The organism is Thalassospira sp. SN3W, assembly GCF_038070535.1.
Classification (GTDB): Bacteria; Pseudomonadota; Alphaproteobacteria; order Rhodospirillales; family Thalassospiraceae; genus Thalassospira; species Thalassospira xiamenensis.
The window spans coordinates 3055618-3074180 of sequence record NZ_CP121124.1; the positions used below are offsets into that span (position 1 = coordinate 3055618).

Consider the following 18563-nt stretch of genomic DNA (forward strand, 5'->3'; position numbering starts at 1 on the left):
GAGATCAAGAAATGATTTCCTTGATCAGTTGTTGAAGTTCCTTCTCAAACCGATCTGCCCGGAAGTGCTGGTTGCAAAAGGCCTTTGCAGCCCGCGCCATTTCGTGGGTTTCGGTTGGTTGGGTCAGGGCATCTGAAACAATATTTGCCAGCATTTCCGGATTGCCGGGCTGGCAGATGCGGCCGGTTTCGCCATCGTGAACGATATCAACCAAAGTTCCGATGGAGGAGCTGACGACGGGAACTCCTGCGGCCATGGCTTCGAGCACGACAAGAGGTTGTGCTTCGTTCGGGTAGCTTGACGGAAACAGAAAGAGGTTGGCATTGGATAGAAGTTTGGTGCGGATATCCGCATCGACCGGACCGTGATAATGGCAGTGATCCGAAAGATTCAAATTGTGGATCAATTGTGAAAGTTCGCAGGTTGAGAGGTCGCCTTCGGCGCCGGCGATATCAAGCGCGAAATCGATATTACGCTGTTTGAGAATTGCACAGGCCGCCAGCACATCATCGATACCTTTGCTGCGAAAAAGGTTTGATAGATAAAGCATACGCGGCGTTATGGTGCTGATCGGGTCGTGATCGATCATGAAGGCCGTATCGGGCAGGCAATTGGCGATGATTTTTGATCGGCATTGAAGGCCATCAATTTCATTGCGCAACGCCTTGCCCAGAATAATGGCGGTTTGCCCGGCAAAGGCATGGCGTTGCAAAAATGCGGTTAACCATTGGCTGCGCCCGGTTTGCAATCCACGGCCATGCAGATGCAGTATGGTTGCGATGCCAAGGATTTTGGCCGTCATCACATAAAGACAATCGCGATAAAACGCGCCCCCAGTTGGGGCGAAGCAGATATAAAGTGCATCGGGTTTTCGCCGGAGTGCGAGCAATAGTTTTAGCCAAAGTCCCAGAGCCATAACCAGTTTGCCCAATCTCATCCTGGCAATATCGCGGGGATTTTTGGCAAAGCGCATTTCAAGCACTGTCACATCACAGATTTTGCGAAGCGCGACCAAAGCCCGTTCATTCATGGTTGCCGCCCCGTGCATCGGCGGGGGCAGTTGCACCAAGGCAATGATCCGCGGTGGTTTCGTCATCTGCCAATCCCCGACAAACGTTTCAGATCGAAAATGCGCATCCAATGTGGTGGCGCGATAGCCCGGCGATGTCGGGCCAGAACAATGCGTAAAGTTTCTTGATAGACCGGGTCGGGGATGGAGGCAAAATGGCGTGTCTCGGGATTAGTGTTTCGCGTAATCAATTGTCGGCGAAACTGCCAGATGGAGGTCATGGGCAGGCTTGCGACGCGCAGATAAAAATCAAGATCGATGCAGCACGGCAGTACCGGGTCATAGCCACTGGCCATTTCCCAGATATCGCGATGAAACGCCAATGACGAGTGATGCAGCGGGTTGCTGCGATAAAGCCGTGTGGCCGGGATTTGTTGCCACGGGTTGCGGGCGTTTGTTGTGGCTGTTTCCTGTCCTGTGGCGAAGGCAAGGGCGTTTGGACGATCCATGAGAAAGGCGGCCTGTATCGACAGGCGATCCGGGTGAGACACATCATCGATATCCTGAATGGCAATCAGGCGGGTTGTCGCATTGGAAATGGCAAGATTAAGGGCGGCTCCCCTGCCAATCGGGGGGCAGCAAATCAGTTTGACTCTTGTTGCTTGGCCGGGAAGGATGATCGGGTTTACCGAACCATCATCGACAAGGATGGCAACATCCTGCGGGCGGAGAATTTTGTAAAGATTGGCAAAATAGCGTTCCAGAAAGGCATCGCCATCCCGAACCGTGGTGATCACGGTGATCGCATCATCCTTGGTCATGAGGGGCTCCAGACGATGCGAAGTGTTGCGGTGCTTTGGTTCGGGACAAAGATCGTTCTGACCGGGCCGGTTACGGCAAACAGGCCATCATCGGTGATATGGAGCGGATGGTCCGCGATCAGGTGGAGGTTCAAATCGGGGAAATCAATCCGGTTTGAACCGGGTTTTTCGAAGGCCAAGCCGGCGGGGACCAGCAGGCGGAACAGATGCAGGTTGGATCGGCTGTCTGTATCGACCTGATCATGGATGACAATTTCGTTCTCGTTGAATGTGATGTCGCGCTGGCCCCGGCGACCTGCCAGTCTGAATGTGATCTTTGCGGTGCTATCGCTTATCGTGCCGGATGTGAAGGTGCTCCACGCCTGTTGACCGGCAAAGGCCGGAAGTGGCAGTGATGCCAGGCCATAAAGGCTTGAAAAGTCTTCTTCGCCGCCGGTGGGAGGCAGGAACACATGACCGTTTGTGATCAACACCGGCGCGGTCGTGATATCATAGGACGACTTTCCGCGCAGGCACATGCGGGCGTGATAATGATCGGTGTCGTGGATCAGCAGGAAATCGGCATTGGCGCGAATTGTTGGCGCATGTTCGGGCGAACTATCGATTGCTGCGCGCAGCAGCCAGAAGCCGGTGAAAGCCAGATAATCGTAATGCCGGTTATAGCTGTACCAGCCCGGTGTTTGTGGATTATCCGGGCCGGGATCATCTGGTAAAGGATTGGGGGCAAGCAGGTTGAGCGACAATGTTTCGGTTTGCAGCAAGGTCTGTTCAAGGCGAAACAGGATGGCTTCGGCCTCAGCGCGATAGCCGTGTTTGAGCAGGGCATAAAGGGCGGTCGTTGCGCCAAAGCTCTGTCCGGCACCGCGCCCGACAAGGTTGGGGATGCCTGTTGTTGCGCAAAGTCGGGCAATCAGATCAGTGGCCTTCGCCGCGATTTTGCGTTGGGCTGGCATAGGGCTATCGGTCAGCAAGGCGGTGCAGAAGGCATGATATTGCGCGGAAAAACAGCCGGGGCGGTCCATGAAGACCGGTGCGCGCCAGAAGCGGGTACGAGTATAAAGCCAGTCCAGTTTTGCACGCAGTTTATCCCGCCATGAACCGGATTGGCGGATACGCATTGCAAGGATGTGCCAGTTTGCGACACTGGGCGATTGGTATGGGGAGTTTCGCAAGATGGCATAACGGGTTTCGGCGTTTATGTCCGGGCAGTTTTCCAGTGCGTATTCGATGAATTCGCGATGATAACGGTGGTCCTGGATTTCGGTTTTCAGCGCATTGACGGCCGCCCTAATTTTCGCAGTATAGTGATCGTAACCCAGATTTTGACAAAGGGCGACGGCATAGGCCTTGGCGTAAAAGCTGTGCTGGGGGAAATCGCCATTTTCGTACTGCTGATTGGCCAGTTGATCGGCAATCAAACGCGCAAGGCGAAGGCAGCGTTCGTGCAAATCAGATTGTACTACGCGAAGCGACATGTGACCTCCAGCATTAGGGACTGACTTGATTTCAGCCTGTTAAGCGGGACTGCCTGTATTTCGGGACAGCGTCGGCCAAGTCGTTCGCGCAAGCGCCAGAAAGCAGCTTTGCCACCCGGAAAATTCCAGACTAGATGCGCCAGCCAATCCGGGGCGGACAGGGTGAAAAATCGGTTGGCCCAGCGCAACCAGACGTGATCAACCGGATCGATTGGCAGCAGGCGGGCGTGAATGATCCAGTGATCGCCGCGATCACGCAGATAAATGTAAGGCGTAAAGCGACCGGCCCCGTCATAACGATCAAGCGTGACGGAAATGATTGTGCCATCGGTTCCCATTAGTCGGACGGTGCGGACGGGATGCAGGCGGTATCTGTCACTGTCGGTGTGGTGATATTTGCGACCGGCAATTTCGCCTGATTGAATGGTGGGTTTGTCAAAGATCAGCCGGATGACGGCATCCTGTAACAGCCCATCGCGGCGGGCGGAGAGTGTTGCCCGGATGCGAAGCGTTGCGGGATCAATCCGGCTTGTCTGGTAATCAAGCGCCCAGTCGCCTTCGGCCAGTTGCCAGTGATCGCCAACCTGGCGTGTGTTGCGGCATTGATCGCTGAGTGTGACGAAAGAGTACCTATCAGAGCATTCAAAACTCCAGGGCCCGAAACGGATATCGCCATACTGGCCGGTGATGAGGCGGTTATTGATGATTTCGGCCTGCAATTTCTTCATGCCGGTTTGTTCCGCAAAATGGGATTGCGGTGACATATCGCGATCAGGATCAGGCAGAGGCTCAGGCGAAGCTGCATAATGATCACAGCATCGGTTTCATGAGGGGAAGTCGGAAGAAGCACGCCTGAGACAACAAGAAGAGCAAGGCAAATCCAGCCGGGGAAGAGCTGGTTTTCGGTTTCCTGTGATATCAGGATTTGACGCGAGACCATCGCAAGCAGCACGGGCCAGAAGGCCCCTGTGCGCAACAAGGCGACGAGGTTGACATTGACAGTGCCGTAAAAAAGCAGGGCAAGCGTTTCGGGCAGCATCAGAAGTGTTGCAGTCATGGCAAGTGGTGGTGCGATCAGCCAGATATCGCGGAGCAGCCCGGCCTGCTTTTTGGCAAATAATGCCGCCGAAATGCTGGCGATGATCGCCGCCGTGATCAGGAAGATGCGTTGGGCCAGCATCAGATTGGCGTGCGCTGTGTTGGGCAGATTTTGGCCGAGCAGCACGAAATCAAGATTGGGGAGTGCGCCAGCCAGCAGGGTGAAGCCGATCAGATTGATCATCTGGCTGTGGGTGATTTTGGTTATGGCAGTTGGGTGAGAGGCATGATCGCGAAGGGCAAGCAAGGCACCCGCGATCAGGCTTGCCAGTGAGATTGCTGGTGCGATGGCAAAGAGGGCCAGATTGCTTTGGGGGACGATGGCAACGAAAGCGACGGTGATTCCGGCGATTTGTCCTAGAACGGCGATCAGGGCGATTTTGGAAAGTTGACCGCGTGCCGTGATGATCCAGTCCGGGGCGAGAGCCGCGACCGTGGGCATCAGAAGGATCGGCGATGGGGGGATGTCTGTCATGATGACGACAAACGCGGTTGCCGCGATAGCAAGTGTAAGGCGAAGCGCGCAAAGGGCGAAGGCGGCGCGGTACTGGTTTGCCTGATAGAACCGGATCAGAAGCAGGCCGCATCCGGCCTGCGCGATGGTTACGGCAAGGCCGATGGTGGCAACGGCCGCGAAATAGGCCCCTAACTGATCAGGGGCGAAATGATGGCCGATCAAAAGTAGAATGATCATACCGCCAAGGCGTGTGATCAGATTGGCTGAGAGCATCCAGAGCGGATAAATACACGTGCGGAACCTATGCATGGTGGGCAAGAACCCTTTCATAGGCGGCTTCGGATCGGGTGCCGTAATCCATGGTGATATTGGTTGCGATCAGGTCGCGGGCGGCGACGCCAAGTGCCTGAACACGTGCCGGAGCGGCATGCAGGGCATGTATGGCGTCAATCAGAGCGTTGCGATCGCGGGGCTGGATCAGGAGCCCATTTTTTTGATGGGTAATTGGGCTTCCGGCATCTGGGGTCGTGATCACGGCACAGCCAGCCGCCATGGCTTCAAGCACGGCAAGACTGCTGCCTTCGGACAGGCTGGGGAAGACGAATATATCGTCGGAGAGCAAGTGCTCGGCAAGCTTCGCCTGTGGCATTGCACCGTGCCAGACGCAACCCTGCGGCAGTTTGGAAAGATAGGCGAACGCACAGGGCTGTGCCGCACCGATCAGATCAAGCGTGATGGAAGGCCCATGACGGGTGCGCAGCGCACGGAAGGCTTCGATCAAAATTCGGATGCCCTTGGCAATCGAGATATTGCCGACATAGAGAAGGCGGGTGATGCCGGGATTTTGTGTCGTTCGTTCGGCCTTGACCAATTGAGAACACAGGCCGGACGCAAAGGGAACCAGATGAATGCGTGCCGGATCAATGCCGCATTCTTCAAGTCCGGCGGCAACCACGTCGGAGGGGGCAAAAACGCCATCGGCAAATCGGGCTTCTGCGATGCGGCGGCGGGCAAGGAAGTTTGATATCTCGCGATAACGCAAACCGTGATGGTGATATTCGTCGGCGAGCTGGCGATGGCGGACCGGGGCAAGCTGGCCGGTGACATCCGAAATGATCGTCATGCCATGTGCACGGGCAGCTCGCATGGCGGGAAGGCTGTAATTTCCCTGACCGTGGAGGATACGGGCATCGGGCATATGGAGCCGCGCCAGCCATGACAGAGGCAGATCGGAATAGAGGTTTCGCGCGGGAAGGTGAAGCTTTTGTGCGAGCTTTCCCATAATATCGGGCAAGAGATGTCGGCCGGGAACATTGGAAAGATGTGGTTCCACCCGCCGGGCCGGCGGGGTGAGAAAAGCGCTACCGTCATGACGCCAGAAACTGTCCCAGCGGACCAGCCGGTTATGGTGTGCTAGATGGGCGGCGAGAATGCGGAGCTGGTCATTGCGGCCAATCATCCAGACCGGGGCATCACGGACCAAAACGCGGTTATGCATCAGGCACCTCTGCGCTGTTTGCCATCTTGCAAGCCCGCAAGATGGTTTCGGCGTGATGGGCGGGGGTGTTGTTGGCGATGCGGGAATGCTGCCGGGCTTGGGTTTTCTGCCATGCGGCGCGATCACTTAGCAATCGCGCGCAGGCCGTCATCCATGCGGGCACGATGTTGCAAGGCAGAATTTCGGCGGTGCCGAGAATATCGGGAACGCAGCCGACCCGGTTGCTTGCGAGGGCGACGGTGCCGCATGCAATGGCCTCGATCACGGTGACACCATAGGCATCATTGCGGCTGGGCAGGAGGCAGAGTTTGGCCTGCTGATAGATGCTGGGCAATTTCGCCGGAGGTATTTCGGGCATATGGTCGCTGGCCTTGCTCAGACCTAGTCCCGCAAGCCGGTTTGCAAGGTCATTCTGGTCGCAGGTCCCGACGATCTGGATACGCTTTGCGTGGCCCTGGCGATGTAGCCCGGCTGCAATTTCAAGGAAGGTTTCGAAGCCCTTGGATAATGTTGGCCTTCCGCACCATAAAAGATCGACGGGACGGTCATCAAAGCCGTGAAGATGATTGGGAGCCGTGAAGGAAGGCGGGATCGGGGCGATCAGGATATTGTTTCTGACCTTGCCGGATTCGACAAACCAGTCTTGGCCATTTTCCCCGGCGGCAATGCAGATTTTGGCATGCGCGATCATCGTTTTCCGGATGCAATCGCGAAGACGGTTTTGATAGGTGGCGTCCGATCCGGCCCAACCATCAAACTGTAAAATGGTCGGGATATTGTGTCGGCGGGCATAAAGATGTGCCTGCCATTGTGCCAGTCCGAAACCGGCAATGATCAGGACATCAGGCCGGGCGGCGTCAAGGGTGCGGATTAAGCCGAAATTAATCGGGATCACGCGATTTTCACCAAGCGGGATTTTGATGCCGGGCAGGATTGATTGGGCGAAATCGCCGGTCAGCATTGGCCACGCGCGTTGGGGTTCTTGACGCTGGGTGCAGATGACGTGGAAGTCGCCATCTGGATTGCGGACCGGGTTGCAGGCATGAACAAGGCGGGCCAACATGCCATAGGCGCGTTGCCGGTAGGGCGGAACGATATTCGTAAGCAGAATGATCTTCACGCGCCATCACTCTTTGGTGTTTGTCTTGATGGCAAAACAATCATAAGTTACTTTGAATTTCAATGCTTTGTCAGATGGTTGTCGGGGGGCGAACAATTGCAGCCATCACATAAAGGGACATTGGGGAGAGATCGGCGGGGATGACCAGCGACCGAGGGGACTTTTTCGGCCTGATGCTTGATCTGCGCAGGCAGGCGTCATTGGCCGATCACATCTGTTCCAATATCCATCAAGAAGGCTGTTTCCGCCATTTGTCTTTAAATGCGGTCAAATTCGCACAAGCGTGTCGGGATGGCGGTCTTTGGCGTGTTTTGGCACAGGCCGATTGCCTGTCGGCGGATGGGATGGGGATTGTCTGGTCGGCCCGATTACTGGGCCTTGCGGTGCCCGAACGGGTGACCGGCATTGATTTGATGGAAAGTCTTTTGCCAAGGTTTGAGGCGGCGGGACATTCGGTCTTTTTGCTAGGCGCCCGCGATGATGTTTTGCATCGCGTGCAAGCACGCCTTCGCCGCGATTTTCCCGAACTGATCATTGCCGGGGGCCATCACGGTTACGACCCCGATGATGCCAAACTGGCCGAAAAGGTTCGAGCCAGCGGTGCGGACGTGGTGTTTGTTGCCCTTCCCAGTCCGCGCAAGGATGCGTTTGTGGTGAATTACGGGCCGAAAACCGGATGCCGTTTTATCATGGGGGTTGGGGGGGCGTTTGATGTCCTGGCCGGTGATATCAGGCGGGCACCAGCGATGATGCAGCGATGCGGGCTGGAATTTGCATGGCGCATTGCCATGGCACCGCGCACGATGGGGCCACGGTATGGCCGCGGGCTTTGGCGGTTTGCCGGGGGTATCATTCCGGCAATCTTGCGGGCATGGGCTGGACGATTTTACCGCGCGGCAGGTTGGGTCGTGATTGTCGGATTTGCGATCTGGCTTGTGTTGACACCCGCCGATGCCAGCGGACAGGTGGTTTTACCCCCACCTGAAATCGAAGCGGCCGAGGCAAATGCAAGCCAGATCATGCAATTCCTGACCGATCAGCTATCCGAAAACGACACTGTGGAAATTGACGATACGGTCGATGCCCTGATTGCAAGATTGTTGGGGCGGGATGTGGTGACAAGCGAAGGCAATCTGAGGCCAGAGGATTTCAGGATGGTCTTGCTGGTTCTGGATCGGGTTCTGGCATTGACGCAGATGCTCATGCCCGGTGGGACAGGCAGTTTTCTGATGGAATTGATCGTTATGAAGGCGGTGCTTCGGGTGGTGGCAATGTATCCCGAACCCAAGATGCGTGACGCGATGGCAGCAGGAACGATGCCTGAAATCTCAAGGCGGTTTTTTGATGCGGGATATCGCGCGCAAGCCGTTGCGTCAGAGACAACCGACAATACCAGTCCCGGATCGATATCAAAGCCACCCCAGCCCTTTTTGCCAATTCGTTTCAGCACGTATTACAGGCAATGGGACCCCGCGGCGACGCAAAGCTGGAACACGAGCCTTACGGAAGAAAGGGCAGATACCGATCAGTCGGACTGGATTGAACAGCCATCGGTCAGCCCGCGATGAGGCATTCGGATCAACTGCAAACCGACAAGGATACAGACTTGACGTTGATCGATCTGTTCGCGGTGCTGTGGCAGCGCCGCGGGATTGTGATGCTTGTTTTTGTTGCGGTGTTGATGGTGGCCGCGGCTATTATTCCCCGACTGATGCCAACCTATCGTTCGGTGGCCGAAATTGCCTTTGTGATCGATCGCGAAGATGCCCCGATAAACGGGGGCGGGGTTGCGCAGCATCTGGAAACCGCAATGGCGGAGCTTCGCGGGAATGAAGTACTTGCAACCGCACTTTCGGTCCTGCGCGGCGAGGGCGTTCAGATCGTGCCCGCGATTGACGGAAGTGAGGGAAATGAAGCAGGCGATAACCGCGTACTTGGTGCCCTGCGATCACGGATCGAGGTGGTGCGCATTGGCAATGCGTCCGTGATCGAGGTTAGTGTGACCGATCATGATGCGGCGCAAAGCCAGAAAATCCTGAATGCCGTTATCGACAGTTACCTTTGGCAGCGCGAAAGTACACGCAAACAGGGATTTCGCGCGAGGTTGATGGAAACGTCCGAACAGCTTTTGGCCGCGAACGCAAAGCTGGCGCAGGCCGAAACCGATCTTTCGGTGTGGCAGCAGCAGGCAGGCTTTATCGAACCCGATGAAAGCCGTTTGATACTGGACCGAATTTATCAATTGAATGGCGCGCTGGAGGTTGCGCGCCGTGATCTGGAACGGGCACGCCTGATGGCCGATGCACGCAAGAATTCGCAGTCGATTGATACCCTTCTGGCCCTGCCACCGATTGCCAATAATGAAACGGTTCGACGGCTTTCTGGGCAATATGACGAGGTACGTCGAAATCATGCGGCATTGGATCAGCGATACGGTCCCAAGCATCCGGCGATGATTGCTGTTCATCGCGAACTTGAAACCGTGCAGCGGCATCTGCGCGATGCCGTGTTGGTGGCGGCAGAGAAGATCGCGCTTGATCTGCGAGATGCGCAAAAACAATATGATGTGATCAGAAGCCAGCGTGATGACTGGCAGGAAAAATTGACTGTCCGCCATGAAAAGGCACAGGGGCAGGCCGCCCTTTTGCGCGCGGTGGAACTGATGCGCAGCGAAGCCGACACGCTTGGCACAACGGAGCAGGAACTTCGTATCGCATTGGCTGCATTTCAAAGTGATGTGACGGTGATGCAGGCCGCAAGCCTGCCTGAAACGGCGGAGTTTCCGACCAGACGCGATTTGTGGATGGCTTCAGTTCTGGTCGCGCTTTTTGCCGCCGTTGTTGCGGGGATGCTAAGACACTATTTCGATCAGGCGATCCATGATGACGGGAAGTTGGAAGACCGGTTTGGTATTCCGCTTTATGCCCGGACTCCGCAAGTTGATGACCCCTTTGCCAGTGCGGTTTCGATGGAGGAAGCGGTTGGCCATCTGGCGGTTTTGGTCAATATCCTTGCCAAAACGCGCGTACATGCGGGTCGCGCCCATGTCAGTTGCATCGGGTCGGCTGTGCCGGGCGAAGGCAAAAGCAGACTGGCGCGTGATCTTGCGACAAGCTTTGCGACTGCGGGGATGAAGACGATTCTGCTTGATGGCGATCTGCGCCACCCAGCGGGATTTGCGCGTGTCGGCAACGTGTCGGATTTGACGGCGGCTCTGGCCGGTGAAGGGACGTTGGAGGACGCCATTCAAAGCGGGGAAGATCGTGAATCCTTTGACTATATCGGTGCGCGGGCATCCGTACCGGGAAGTTTTGCGACCGGCTTGCTTCAGAATGGATTACGGGATGTTCTGGATCTTCTGCGCGGTCGTTATGACCGGATCGTGATTGATAGTCCGCCGGTTTTATCAGTGGCCGATGCGATACTGCTGATGGGGGCGGCGGATGCGCGGTTGCTGGTGCTGCGCCGTGGTTACAGCAAACGCCGTGATGTGCGCGATGCCATCAGTCAGTTGAACGCCGCCGGGTTGGTGCCCGATGGCCTTGTCCTGGCTGCCACACGGGGCAGACCGGCGTATGGTCGGGACAATGCCGACAGGGCGGAGAACGCCTGATGCGTTTTCGCCGGACCCCTATATTTGCCGGGCTGGTTTTGATCGGGATCGGTTTGGGCCGCCTTGGGGCTGAGATGGCGGCCTTGCGGAATGTGCCGGATATCGAAGCTGCTTTGCGTGATGGGGATGGAGTTGCCGATTACGCAAAGCAGCACGCGGTCACGGCAGCTTTTAAATCAGGCGATTGGATGGCTTTGGAGATATTGACGAGTGCGGAGCTTATAGATGCGCCGTTTGATCCGGTTTTGATGTCGCTTCGGGCTTTGGCACGGGCGCAGCAACAAGACTTTAATCCGCAGGCGATTGGCGAAGAACTGGATCGGGCCTCACGGATTGCCGGGGACCGTTCCGATATTGTGATGCTGCGCGGCTTTGTACTTTCGGCCTTGCTTCAAGCGCGGCCAGAAGGGACAGGAAGGGCAGAATGAGTGCAGGCATCGACGCGACCCAGCCGATGCTGGACATGATACCGATCAGAGCCGCAAGGCTGATCAGAAGCGTTCGATCCAGACGGTTTTCGGCTGCTCGGAAAGTGCGTGTCAGCCGATACAGGATAAAGCCAGCCATCGCCAGCGTTGCGGGAATGCCAAAGATGAGGGCGGCATCAAGCCATAAATTATGGCTGCTGAACCATGCGGCTTTGCGGTTAAGGCCAAGGGTTGCGAAATGATCCATCACCAACGCAATCGCGTTCGGGCCAAAGCCGGTAAATGGGCGATGGGATATGGCGATGATGGCAGTCTGCCATGCGTCATCGCGCTGGATCAGATCGGGGCGGGCCAGTTCGGCAAAGCGATTGCCAAGATCGGGAATGAGCATGGCGATGACGATCAGGGCAGTTGTAACGCAGGCTACGACCATAACGGGATAGGTGATGCGCGGCAGCAGGCGGTCTGCTTTTGGGCGAAGCATGATTGCAAAGGTGATGAGGGCAATTGCCAGTGCAAGAACCGCACTTCGCGAATGGCTGGCGAACAGGGCGGATGTGAAAATCAGTGCAAGTGCGATCCAGCCAGCCGCGTGATCAATCCGGCTTCCGATTGTGGCCGTGCCCTTGGCGCAGAAAAGGTAAAGGGCGTAGATCGCCGCAATCGTCATCAGGCCGCCAAAGGCGTTGCGATTGGCAAAGCTTCCGGTCCAGTCACCAAGATGGGCCTGCTTGGCAAACCAATAGGTGCTTTCAAACGAGAAGATATCGGCAAGACAGGCAAGTGCGACTTGCAGAATTGCCGCAATTATCACGGCCCATGCGATTATTCGGGTGAATTTATCACCTCGCATTTGCGCGCATCCAGCGGCCAGCACATAGATACCGGCCAGCCACAAAACACTGCCGATCATCGGCAGGAAGGCGGTTGGGTAAAGGGCAAGGTGCGATGCGTTGAACGGGGCAGGCAGCGTTGGCCAGATCGGTGCGGCCTGCACGACCAGCCATACAGACAGGAGTGCGCCGGCAATGCCAACCTGTTTGATCGGTCGGGTCAGTTTCACGTGGCCGAACCATCCCGCCACCAGCAACCCGATGCCGGTCAGGATGGTCAAAACCGCTATCGCCCAAGGTCGTGTGCCGCCCAGCATGATAGGGGCCAGAACGATCTGGGATGTCAGGCAAAATGTCACCAGTCGCTGCATCAGCGTTCCGAAAATATCCATGATTTCAAGCTGATCACGATAGCGGAGTTTTTCGAATTTGTCCCGCCGCGAGGTGTGGCTGGGTGTTGCAGGGGCAATTCATGGCCGAAATGAACGCAAAGCCGGACGCGGTCGGGGATACGGCGGGCTCAAACATGCCGGTTCTTTTGCTGGGCATTGTGGCAATGCTGGCATCGCTTTGGCTGACCGGGTTTGGCGGGATGCTGGCGAAGCTGATCCTGATCGGGTTTTGGGGGATTTGGGTTGGGCCTGCGATTTTGCGGGGGCGATTGACGGGAGATGGATTGGTCGCCGTGCTTTTGCTGGGCGTGTTGCTCGGGGTTGTTGGGCTTGGCGATGGTGGGACGGATGAGAAAGTCCGGCTGATCGGCAATCTTTTGATCCTGCCGCTTGGCCTGATATGCGGCCTATGGCTGGGGCGGGATTGTTTGCGGGTGATGGTGCCGGCATTGATTTTGTATCTGCCGATGGCAAGTGTTTTTCAGATCACCCATGAAGGGTGGCGGCTTAATCATCCGTTTCTGTTTCTGGGGTTGTTTGCATTGACGTGCGCGATGCGGGGGCATGCGCGCGGATGGATTGGCGGGGTTGCGGCGGTTGCCGTGGTCCTGAGCCAGACGCGGATTGCGGTTTTAGCGCTGATGATCGCCTTTGTCGGGCGGGTTCGGTTTTCGCGAGCGATGACGTGGCTTTTCGGATTGCCGACTTTGATTGCGGTGTGGGTGATGATGACGATCTGGCTGCCGCGACTGTTGATGACGCATGGCAGTGGGCGATTGGCATTCTGGCGGATGTTCTGGGATGATTGGCAAACGGCATCCGCCGCGCGGCAATGGCTCGGCTTTGGAGCGGGCAGTGTCGAGGCGATTTTGCAGGATTTGCCGTCTGCGGTGGCGTTCGGCGCGCTGCATAATGATCATTTCCGCATCCTGTTCGAGACGGGATTGATCGGAGCAATCCTTTGGCTGATGAGCTGGGGGATGCTGATCTGGTTTGCGCGGGGATCGCGGTTGGCGATCTGTATTCTGGCATCAGTCGTGGTGACGATGGTGACGGACAATACATTGTCATACGGGCATTACCTGATTTGTTGCGGGATGGCGGCGGGGATTGCCATGCGGGAGAATACCGATGCAAGGCAATGATCTGATTGCGGTGCGTGACCGTGTTCTTGCGGGGATTGTTCACGCCGACTTTGCCGGGGCCGATCCGTTTGACGGGCTCGAAAGCGGGGTGTTCCGTTTAAGCGGCTTGGGGCGGTTTCGGATGGCGCGGCTGACTTGGTTGCAGGCGATTAAGCGTGGACCACGGGCATTACGCCATATTGCGATCATCCTGGCATTGCAAAACCCGAAAACGTTGGCGTTGCTTTTGGGTGCGGCTGATGGGGTACGGCTTTGTGATGTAGCGGGTAGGCTTTGCCGGATGCAAAACGAGGACGGTGGTTGGGGATATCCGTTTGCGTGGCAGGCACGCGCCTTTTATGTGCCGCGCGGTGCGTCCAATGCGATTGTCACAAGCTTTGCGGTTGATGCGTTGATGACTGGCGGTATGGCACCAAGCGACCCGATATTGCATCGGGCGGCGGGATTTTTGCGTGGGCTTTGGCGGGATGGGTATTTTGCCTATGTCGGGCAGGGGGATGGGGAAATCCATAATGCCAGCCTTTGGACCGCCTGGACATTGCATCGCATTGATCCGGGTAATGAAATAAGCCGGAAGGCGGTTGCGCGGGTGTTGGCCGCGCAGCGTTCCGATGGGGCGTGGGAATATGGCACGCGGTCGCATCATCGCTTTGTTGATGGCTTTCATACCGGTTACATCCTTGATCTGCTGGATCGGTTCCGGGCATCGGGGATGGTCGGGTTGGATGACGCGATCATGCGTGGCTATGCATTTTACCGTGCGGAATGTTTTGACACTAATGGCCGCCCGCGCAGCTTTGCCAGGCGGGACGGGTATGTTGATTGTCATGCGGTGGCACAAGCCATCGGGACACTTTGCCGGTTTGGCGAGCTTGCAGCGGCAAAGAAGATTGCAGATTGGGCGTGTGAAGCATTGTTTGATGCAAAGCGCGGTGTTTTTTATGCCGGTCTTGGGCGGTTTGGCGTGGATCGGCGCAATTATATGCGCTGGACACAGGCATGGATGGTCTGGGCATTGTCGATTGTGATAGAAAAGACCGCGATGACAGAAGCACTCAAACCTGCCCAACCCTTGGTTTTCGAACATCCCGATCCGGCCCGGTCGGAGAAGGAAGAAGCCCTTCGTGCGCTTTCCGAGGGTGCATTTCGCGACCTGTTTAAAGTGACCCGGATTGAAGCGCAGAAAATGCGGGTAAGCGGGGATATGGAAGCGCTTTATCGCCTGACGCGAGGGCTTAAAACCCTGCAACGGATTGGTGGGGAGCGGGGGATTGTTTTGAGGACAAGGCCGGTGCAATTCTTGCACGAGCAGGAGTAATTCGCTTTTTGCTGCGAATTCGATAAATATAAGATAGACTAAGTTAACTTAGTCATATTTTAGGTGCGCGATGGGAACCGTTAACATTCATGAGGCCAAAACACACCTGTCCCGGTTGATTGCAAGGGTAATGAACGGCGAGGATCTTGTGATTGCTAAGGCAGGAAAACCGGTCGTTCAGATGTCTGCGTTTGATCCCGAGAAGTCCCTTGCCAAACGGACGGGATTCCTTCGCGGTGAAATTCTGGTTCCGGACGATTTCGACAGAATGGGATCGGACGAGATCGAAGAAATGTTTGGTCTGCGCTGATGAAGCTTTTGCTCGATACACACTTGATCCTTTGGGCGGCAGGAGAACCGGAAAAGCTTCCATCTGGCGCAGTTGATCTGATCGAAAACGCTGAGAGCGAATTGCTTTTCAGCGCGGCCAGTCTTTGGGAAATCGCAATCAAGTCCGGGCTGGGGCGAGATGATTTTCGGGTGAATGCCCGGCTATTGCGTCGAGGGTTAATTGATAATGGATACTCCGAATTGCCGATCACTGGCGAACATACGCTTATGATCGATACTTTACCGTCTATTCACAAGGATCCGTTTGATCGGCTTCTGGTTGCTCAGGCGATATCGGAAGGGATAATGCTTCTGACATCGGATGATCTGGTCGCGAAATATGCGGGGCCGGTACGTTTGGTCTGATTTTGTTGCGCTTTTGATGAAATCCTTCAGTAATGTCCGGCCCTTGCCGTAGTTGTTAGTCCAGTTCATGCCCAAAGCCTTCCCCATCCTTCCGATTGATGCGGTTCTGCCCGACCTTTGTACCGTGCTGGAAACCGGCATCAACGCGGTTTTGCAGGCCCCGCCGGGGGCGGGGAAAACGACCAAGGTGCCCTTGGCGTTACTGGAAAGGGCATGGCGGAATGATCAGAAGATCGTGATGCTGGAACCCCGGCGGCTGGCCGCGCGGGCGGCAGCGCGCCGGATGGCGCAGTTGCTGGGCGAAAGCGTGGGCGAGACGGTCGGTTATCGCGTGCGGTTTGACAGCAAGGTTTCCGCTCGAACCCGGATCGAGGTCGTGACCGAGGGTATTCTGGTGCGCATGATCCAGGATGACCCGGAACTGTCAGGCATTGGTTGCGTGATTTTTGATGAATTTCACGAACGGTCGCTTGATGCCGATCTGGGTTTGGCCTTGGCGCGGGAAACGCAGACAGCCCTTCGCGATGATTTGCGTATTGTTGTGATGTCGGCCACCCTTGATGGCGGTCCTATTGCGGCCCTGATGGGCGACTGCCCGGTGATCACCAGCGAAGGCCGTGCCTTTCCGGTTGAAACAAAATATGTTCCAATCCGCCCCGATGCATGGATTGATCGGGAAATGACGGCGGCGATCAGGCTGGCACTTCGCGAGGAAAGCGGGTCGATCCTGGCCTTCCTGCCGGGGCAGGGGGAAATCACGCGGGTTGAGGTGGCGTTGAAAGATGGGCTTGATCCAACGGTGATTATTGCACCGCTTTATGGTGCGATGGAAACCAGGGCGCAGGACATTGCGATTGAGCCGACCCCAGATGGCATGCGCAAGGTGGTGCTGGCGACTGCGATTGCCGAAACGTCATTGACGATAGATGGCATCCGGGTGGTGGTCGATTGCGGACTGCAGCGTTTGCCGAGGTTTGACCCGGCATCGGGCATGACCCGGCTGGTGACGGTCAAATCATCGCAGGCCAGTGCCGAACAACGCCGTGGCCGCGCCGGGCGGTTAGAGCCCGGTGTGTGTTATCGCCTATGGGCGGAGGCCGAACATCGCGCGCGCCCGCCCTTTACCGCGCCGGAAATTGCCGATGCCGATCTTGCGCCTCTGACGTTGGAACTCGCGCGGTGGGGCGTGTCTGATCCGGCAAGCCTGCCCTGGCTGGATCAGCCCGACGGGGCAAAGATCGATCAGGCGCGCGATGTGTTACGGCGGCTTGAGGCGATTGATGATGCCAACCGGATCACGCCGATGGGCACCGCGATGGCTGGATTGCCGGTGCATCCACGCTTGGCGCATATGATGTTGCGTGGGGCGCGCCTTGAACTGGGCGAGGTTGCCTGTGCGCTGGCGGCATTGTTATCGGATCGGGATTTCATGCGCGGTCGCGGCGCGGATTTACGGCTTAGGGTCGAGGCGATTCTGGCCCGCAAGGCCCCGAAAATGATCACCGAGGCCGCAAGGCAGCTTTCGCGGCGATTGGGTGATGCCGCGAAGAAAGAGGCCAGCAAAGCGGGCAATCATAACCCCGCCGGCCCCGATGATCCTGTTGATCATGCCGATCAGGTCGGGTTGCTTCTGGCCTTTGCCTATCCCGACCGGATTGGCGAACGACGCAAGGGTACGGATGCGCGTTATCGTCTGTCGGGGGGGCGTGGCGGGATTCTGGCCAACAATGATGGGTTGGCGAGCGAACCCTATATCGCGGTGGCGGAGCTTGACGGACAGGCACGAGAGGCAAGGATTTACCTTGCCGCACCGTTATCGCGCGCGAGCCTTGAAACTCATTTCGCCGATCAGATTTCCGAAGGGACAGAGGTCTTCTGGGATGCGCAAAGCGATGCGGTGCAGGCACGCTGGCAACTGCGGATTGGCGCGCTGGTGCTTGATGAAAAAACCACCCGTGACGAAGCCGGACCGGATGCGATTGCAGCGGCGATGATCGAAGGCATTCGTCGTCTTGGCCTGCATTGTTTGCCTTGGGACAAGGCGGCCGAGGGACTGCGCGAACGGATCGCGTTCTTGCACCGGGTTGATCCGGAAAACTGGCCCGACATGAGCGACGATGCGCTTTTGGCATCGCTTGAGGATTGGCTGATGCCATATCTTGGCGGGATCAATAAACGCAGCCAGCTTAAACAGGTCAATTTGGCCGAGGCATTGGTATCAGGCATTGACTGGAACAGGCGCCAAGAGCTTGATCGTCTGGCACCGACCCACTGGACCGTGCCAACCGGATCCCATATCCGCATTGATTATAGCGGTGAAACACCCGCCCTTCCGGTCCGGTTGCAGGAAATGTTCGGTGCGACCGAAACACCGAAAATCGCCGGTGGCAAGGTGGCGGTAACGTTGCATCTGCTGTCGCCAGCGCAAAGGCCGCTTCAGGTGACGTCTGATCTGGTGGGGTTCTGGAACGGCTCCTATGCGCAGGTCAAGGCCGAGATGAAGGGACGTTATCCCAAACATTACTGGCCCGACGACCCGTTGCAGGCCGAACCGACCAGGCGGGTTAAAAGCCGGATGTAAGGATAAGGCCCGGTCGCGTGCGGCGGGGCTGTACGCGTTTGATGCCGCCGGGCATAATCGTGCCTCGATTTTGCGTTTA

15 protein-coding genes are annotated in these 18563 nt (G+C 56.8%); 7 read left to right on the top strand and 8 right to left on the bottom strand.

Translation table 11 applies throughout. The features are described from left to right. Positions 1-4 precede the first annotated feature (4 nt). The 7 genes from P8T57_RS13780 to P8T57_RS13810 are packed head-to-tail and all read right to left on the bottom strand — an operon-like array spanning position 5 to position 7478. Positions 5-1096 (bottom strand): glycosyltransferase, encoded by a 1092-nt coding sequence (locus P8T57_RS13780; protein WP_341363417.1) that lies wholly within the window; start codon positions 1094-1096, stop codon positions 5-7. After that, positions 1093-1830 (bottom strand): glycosyltransferase family A protein, encoded by a 738-nt coding sequence (locus tag P8T57_RS13785; RefSeq protein WP_341363418.1) that lies wholly within the window; start codon positions 1828-1830, stop codon positions 1093-1095. Before P8T57_RS13785 ends, P8T57_RS13780 begins: the two co-directional genes overlap by 4 nt. Next, positions 1827-3305, bottom strand: a complete 1479-nt coding sequence (locus tag P8T57_RS13790; protein ID WP_341363419.1) for a hypothetical protein — start codon at positions 3303-3305, stop codon at positions 1827-1829. The genes P8T57_RS13785 and P8T57_RS13790 overlap by 4 nt, the downstream gene beginning before the upstream one ends. Next, the gene (locus P8T57_RS13795; protein WP_341363420.1) at positions 3290-4033 is read right to left on the bottom strand and encodes a hypothetical protein; all 744 of its coding nucleotides are present in this window, start codon (positions 4031-4033) and stop codon (positions 3290-3292) included. Before P8T57_RS13795 ends, P8T57_RS13790 begins: the two co-directional genes overlap by 16 nt. Further along, on the bottom strand, positions 4030-5169 hold the full coding sequence (locus P8T57_RS13800) for a hypothetical protein (protein WP_341363421.1): 1140 nt from the start codon (positions 5167-5169) through the stop codon (positions 4030-4032). The genes P8T57_RS13795 and P8T57_RS13800 overlap by 4 nt, the downstream gene beginning before the upstream one ends. After that, positions 5162-6358 carry a glycosyltransferase family 4 protein gene (locus P8T57_RS13805; RefSeq protein ID WP_341363422.1) on the bottom strand — a complete coding sequence of 399 codons (1197 nt, stop codon included), beginning with the start codon at positions 6356-6358 and terminating at the stop codon, positions 5162-5164. The genes P8T57_RS13800 and P8T57_RS13805 overlap by 8 nt, the downstream gene beginning before the upstream one ends. Beyond that, complete coding sequence (locus P8T57_RS13810) at positions 6351-7478, bottom strand: glycosyltransferase family 4 protein (RefSeq protein ID WP_341363423.1); 1128 nt, start codon at positions 7476-7478, stop codon at positions 6351-6353. The genes P8T57_RS13805 and P8T57_RS13810 overlap by 8 nt, the downstream gene beginning before the upstream one ends. 140 nt (positions 7479-7618) lie before the next feature. Here P8T57_RS13810 and P8T57_RS13815 point away from each other — a divergent pair, with 140 nt between their 5' ends. Next, a complete protein-coding gene (locus P8T57_RS13815; RefSeq protein ID WP_114094601.1) occupies positions 7619-9046 on the top strand; it encodes a WecB/TagA/CpsF family glycosyltransferase in 1428 nt (475 codons plus the stop codon). 38 nt (positions 9047-9084) lie between these two features. Then, positions 9085-11091 (top strand): hypothetical protein, encoded by a 2007-nt coding sequence (locus tag P8T57_RS13820; protein ID WP_341363424.1) that lies wholly within the window; start codon positions 9085-9087, stop codon positions 11089-11091. Between the two features lie 288 nt (positions 11092-11379). Here P8T57_RS13820 and P8T57_RS13825 read toward each other — a convergent pair whose 3' ends face one another. Then, positions 11380-12744 (bottom strand): O-antigen ligase family protein, encoded by a 1365-nt coding sequence (locus tag P8T57_RS13825; protein WP_037991804.1) that lies wholly within the window; start codon positions 12742-12744, stop codon positions 11380-11382. Positions 12745-12824: 80 nt separating this feature from the next. Here P8T57_RS13825 and P8T57_RS13830 point away from each other — a divergent pair, with 80 nt between their 5' ends. The 5 genes from P8T57_RS13830 to hrpB all read left to right on the top strand — a co-directional run bounded on the left by P8T57_RS13830 (position 12825) and on the right by hrpB (position 18484). Continuing rightward, positions 12825-13889 carry an O-antigen ligase family protein gene (locus P8T57_RS13830; protein ID WP_341363425.1) on the top strand — a complete coding sequence of 355 codons (1065 nt, stop codon included), beginning with the start codon at positions 12825-12827 and terminating at the stop codon, positions 13887-13889. Continuing rightward, a complete protein-coding gene (locus P8T57_RS13835) occupies positions 13876-15207 on the top strand; it encodes a hypothetical protein (RefSeq protein ID WP_341363426.1) in 1332 nt (443 codons plus the stop codon). Before P8T57_RS13830 ends, P8T57_RS13835 begins: the two co-directional genes overlap by 14 nt. Positions 15208-15277: 70 nt before the next feature. After that, on the top strand, positions 15278-15517 hold the full coding sequence (locus P8T57_RS13840) for a type II toxin-antitoxin system prevent-host-death family antitoxin (RefSeq protein ID WP_037991808.1): 240 nt from the start codon (positions 15278-15280) through the stop codon (positions 15515-15517). Then, entirely contained in the window at positions 15517-15903 is a 387-nt protein-coding gene (locus P8T57_RS13845; protein ID WP_037991809.1) for a type II toxin-antitoxin system VapC family toxin, read from the top strand. The genes P8T57_RS13840 and P8T57_RS13845 overlap by 1 nt, the downstream gene beginning before the upstream one ends. 67 nt (positions 15904-15970) lie before the next feature. Then, complete coding sequence (gene hrpB / locus P8T57_RS13850; protein ID WP_341363427.1) at positions 15971-18484, top strand: ATP-dependent helicase HrpB; 2514 nt, start codon at positions 15971-15973, stop codon at positions 18482-18484. Positions 18485-18563 lie beyond the last annotated feature (79 nt).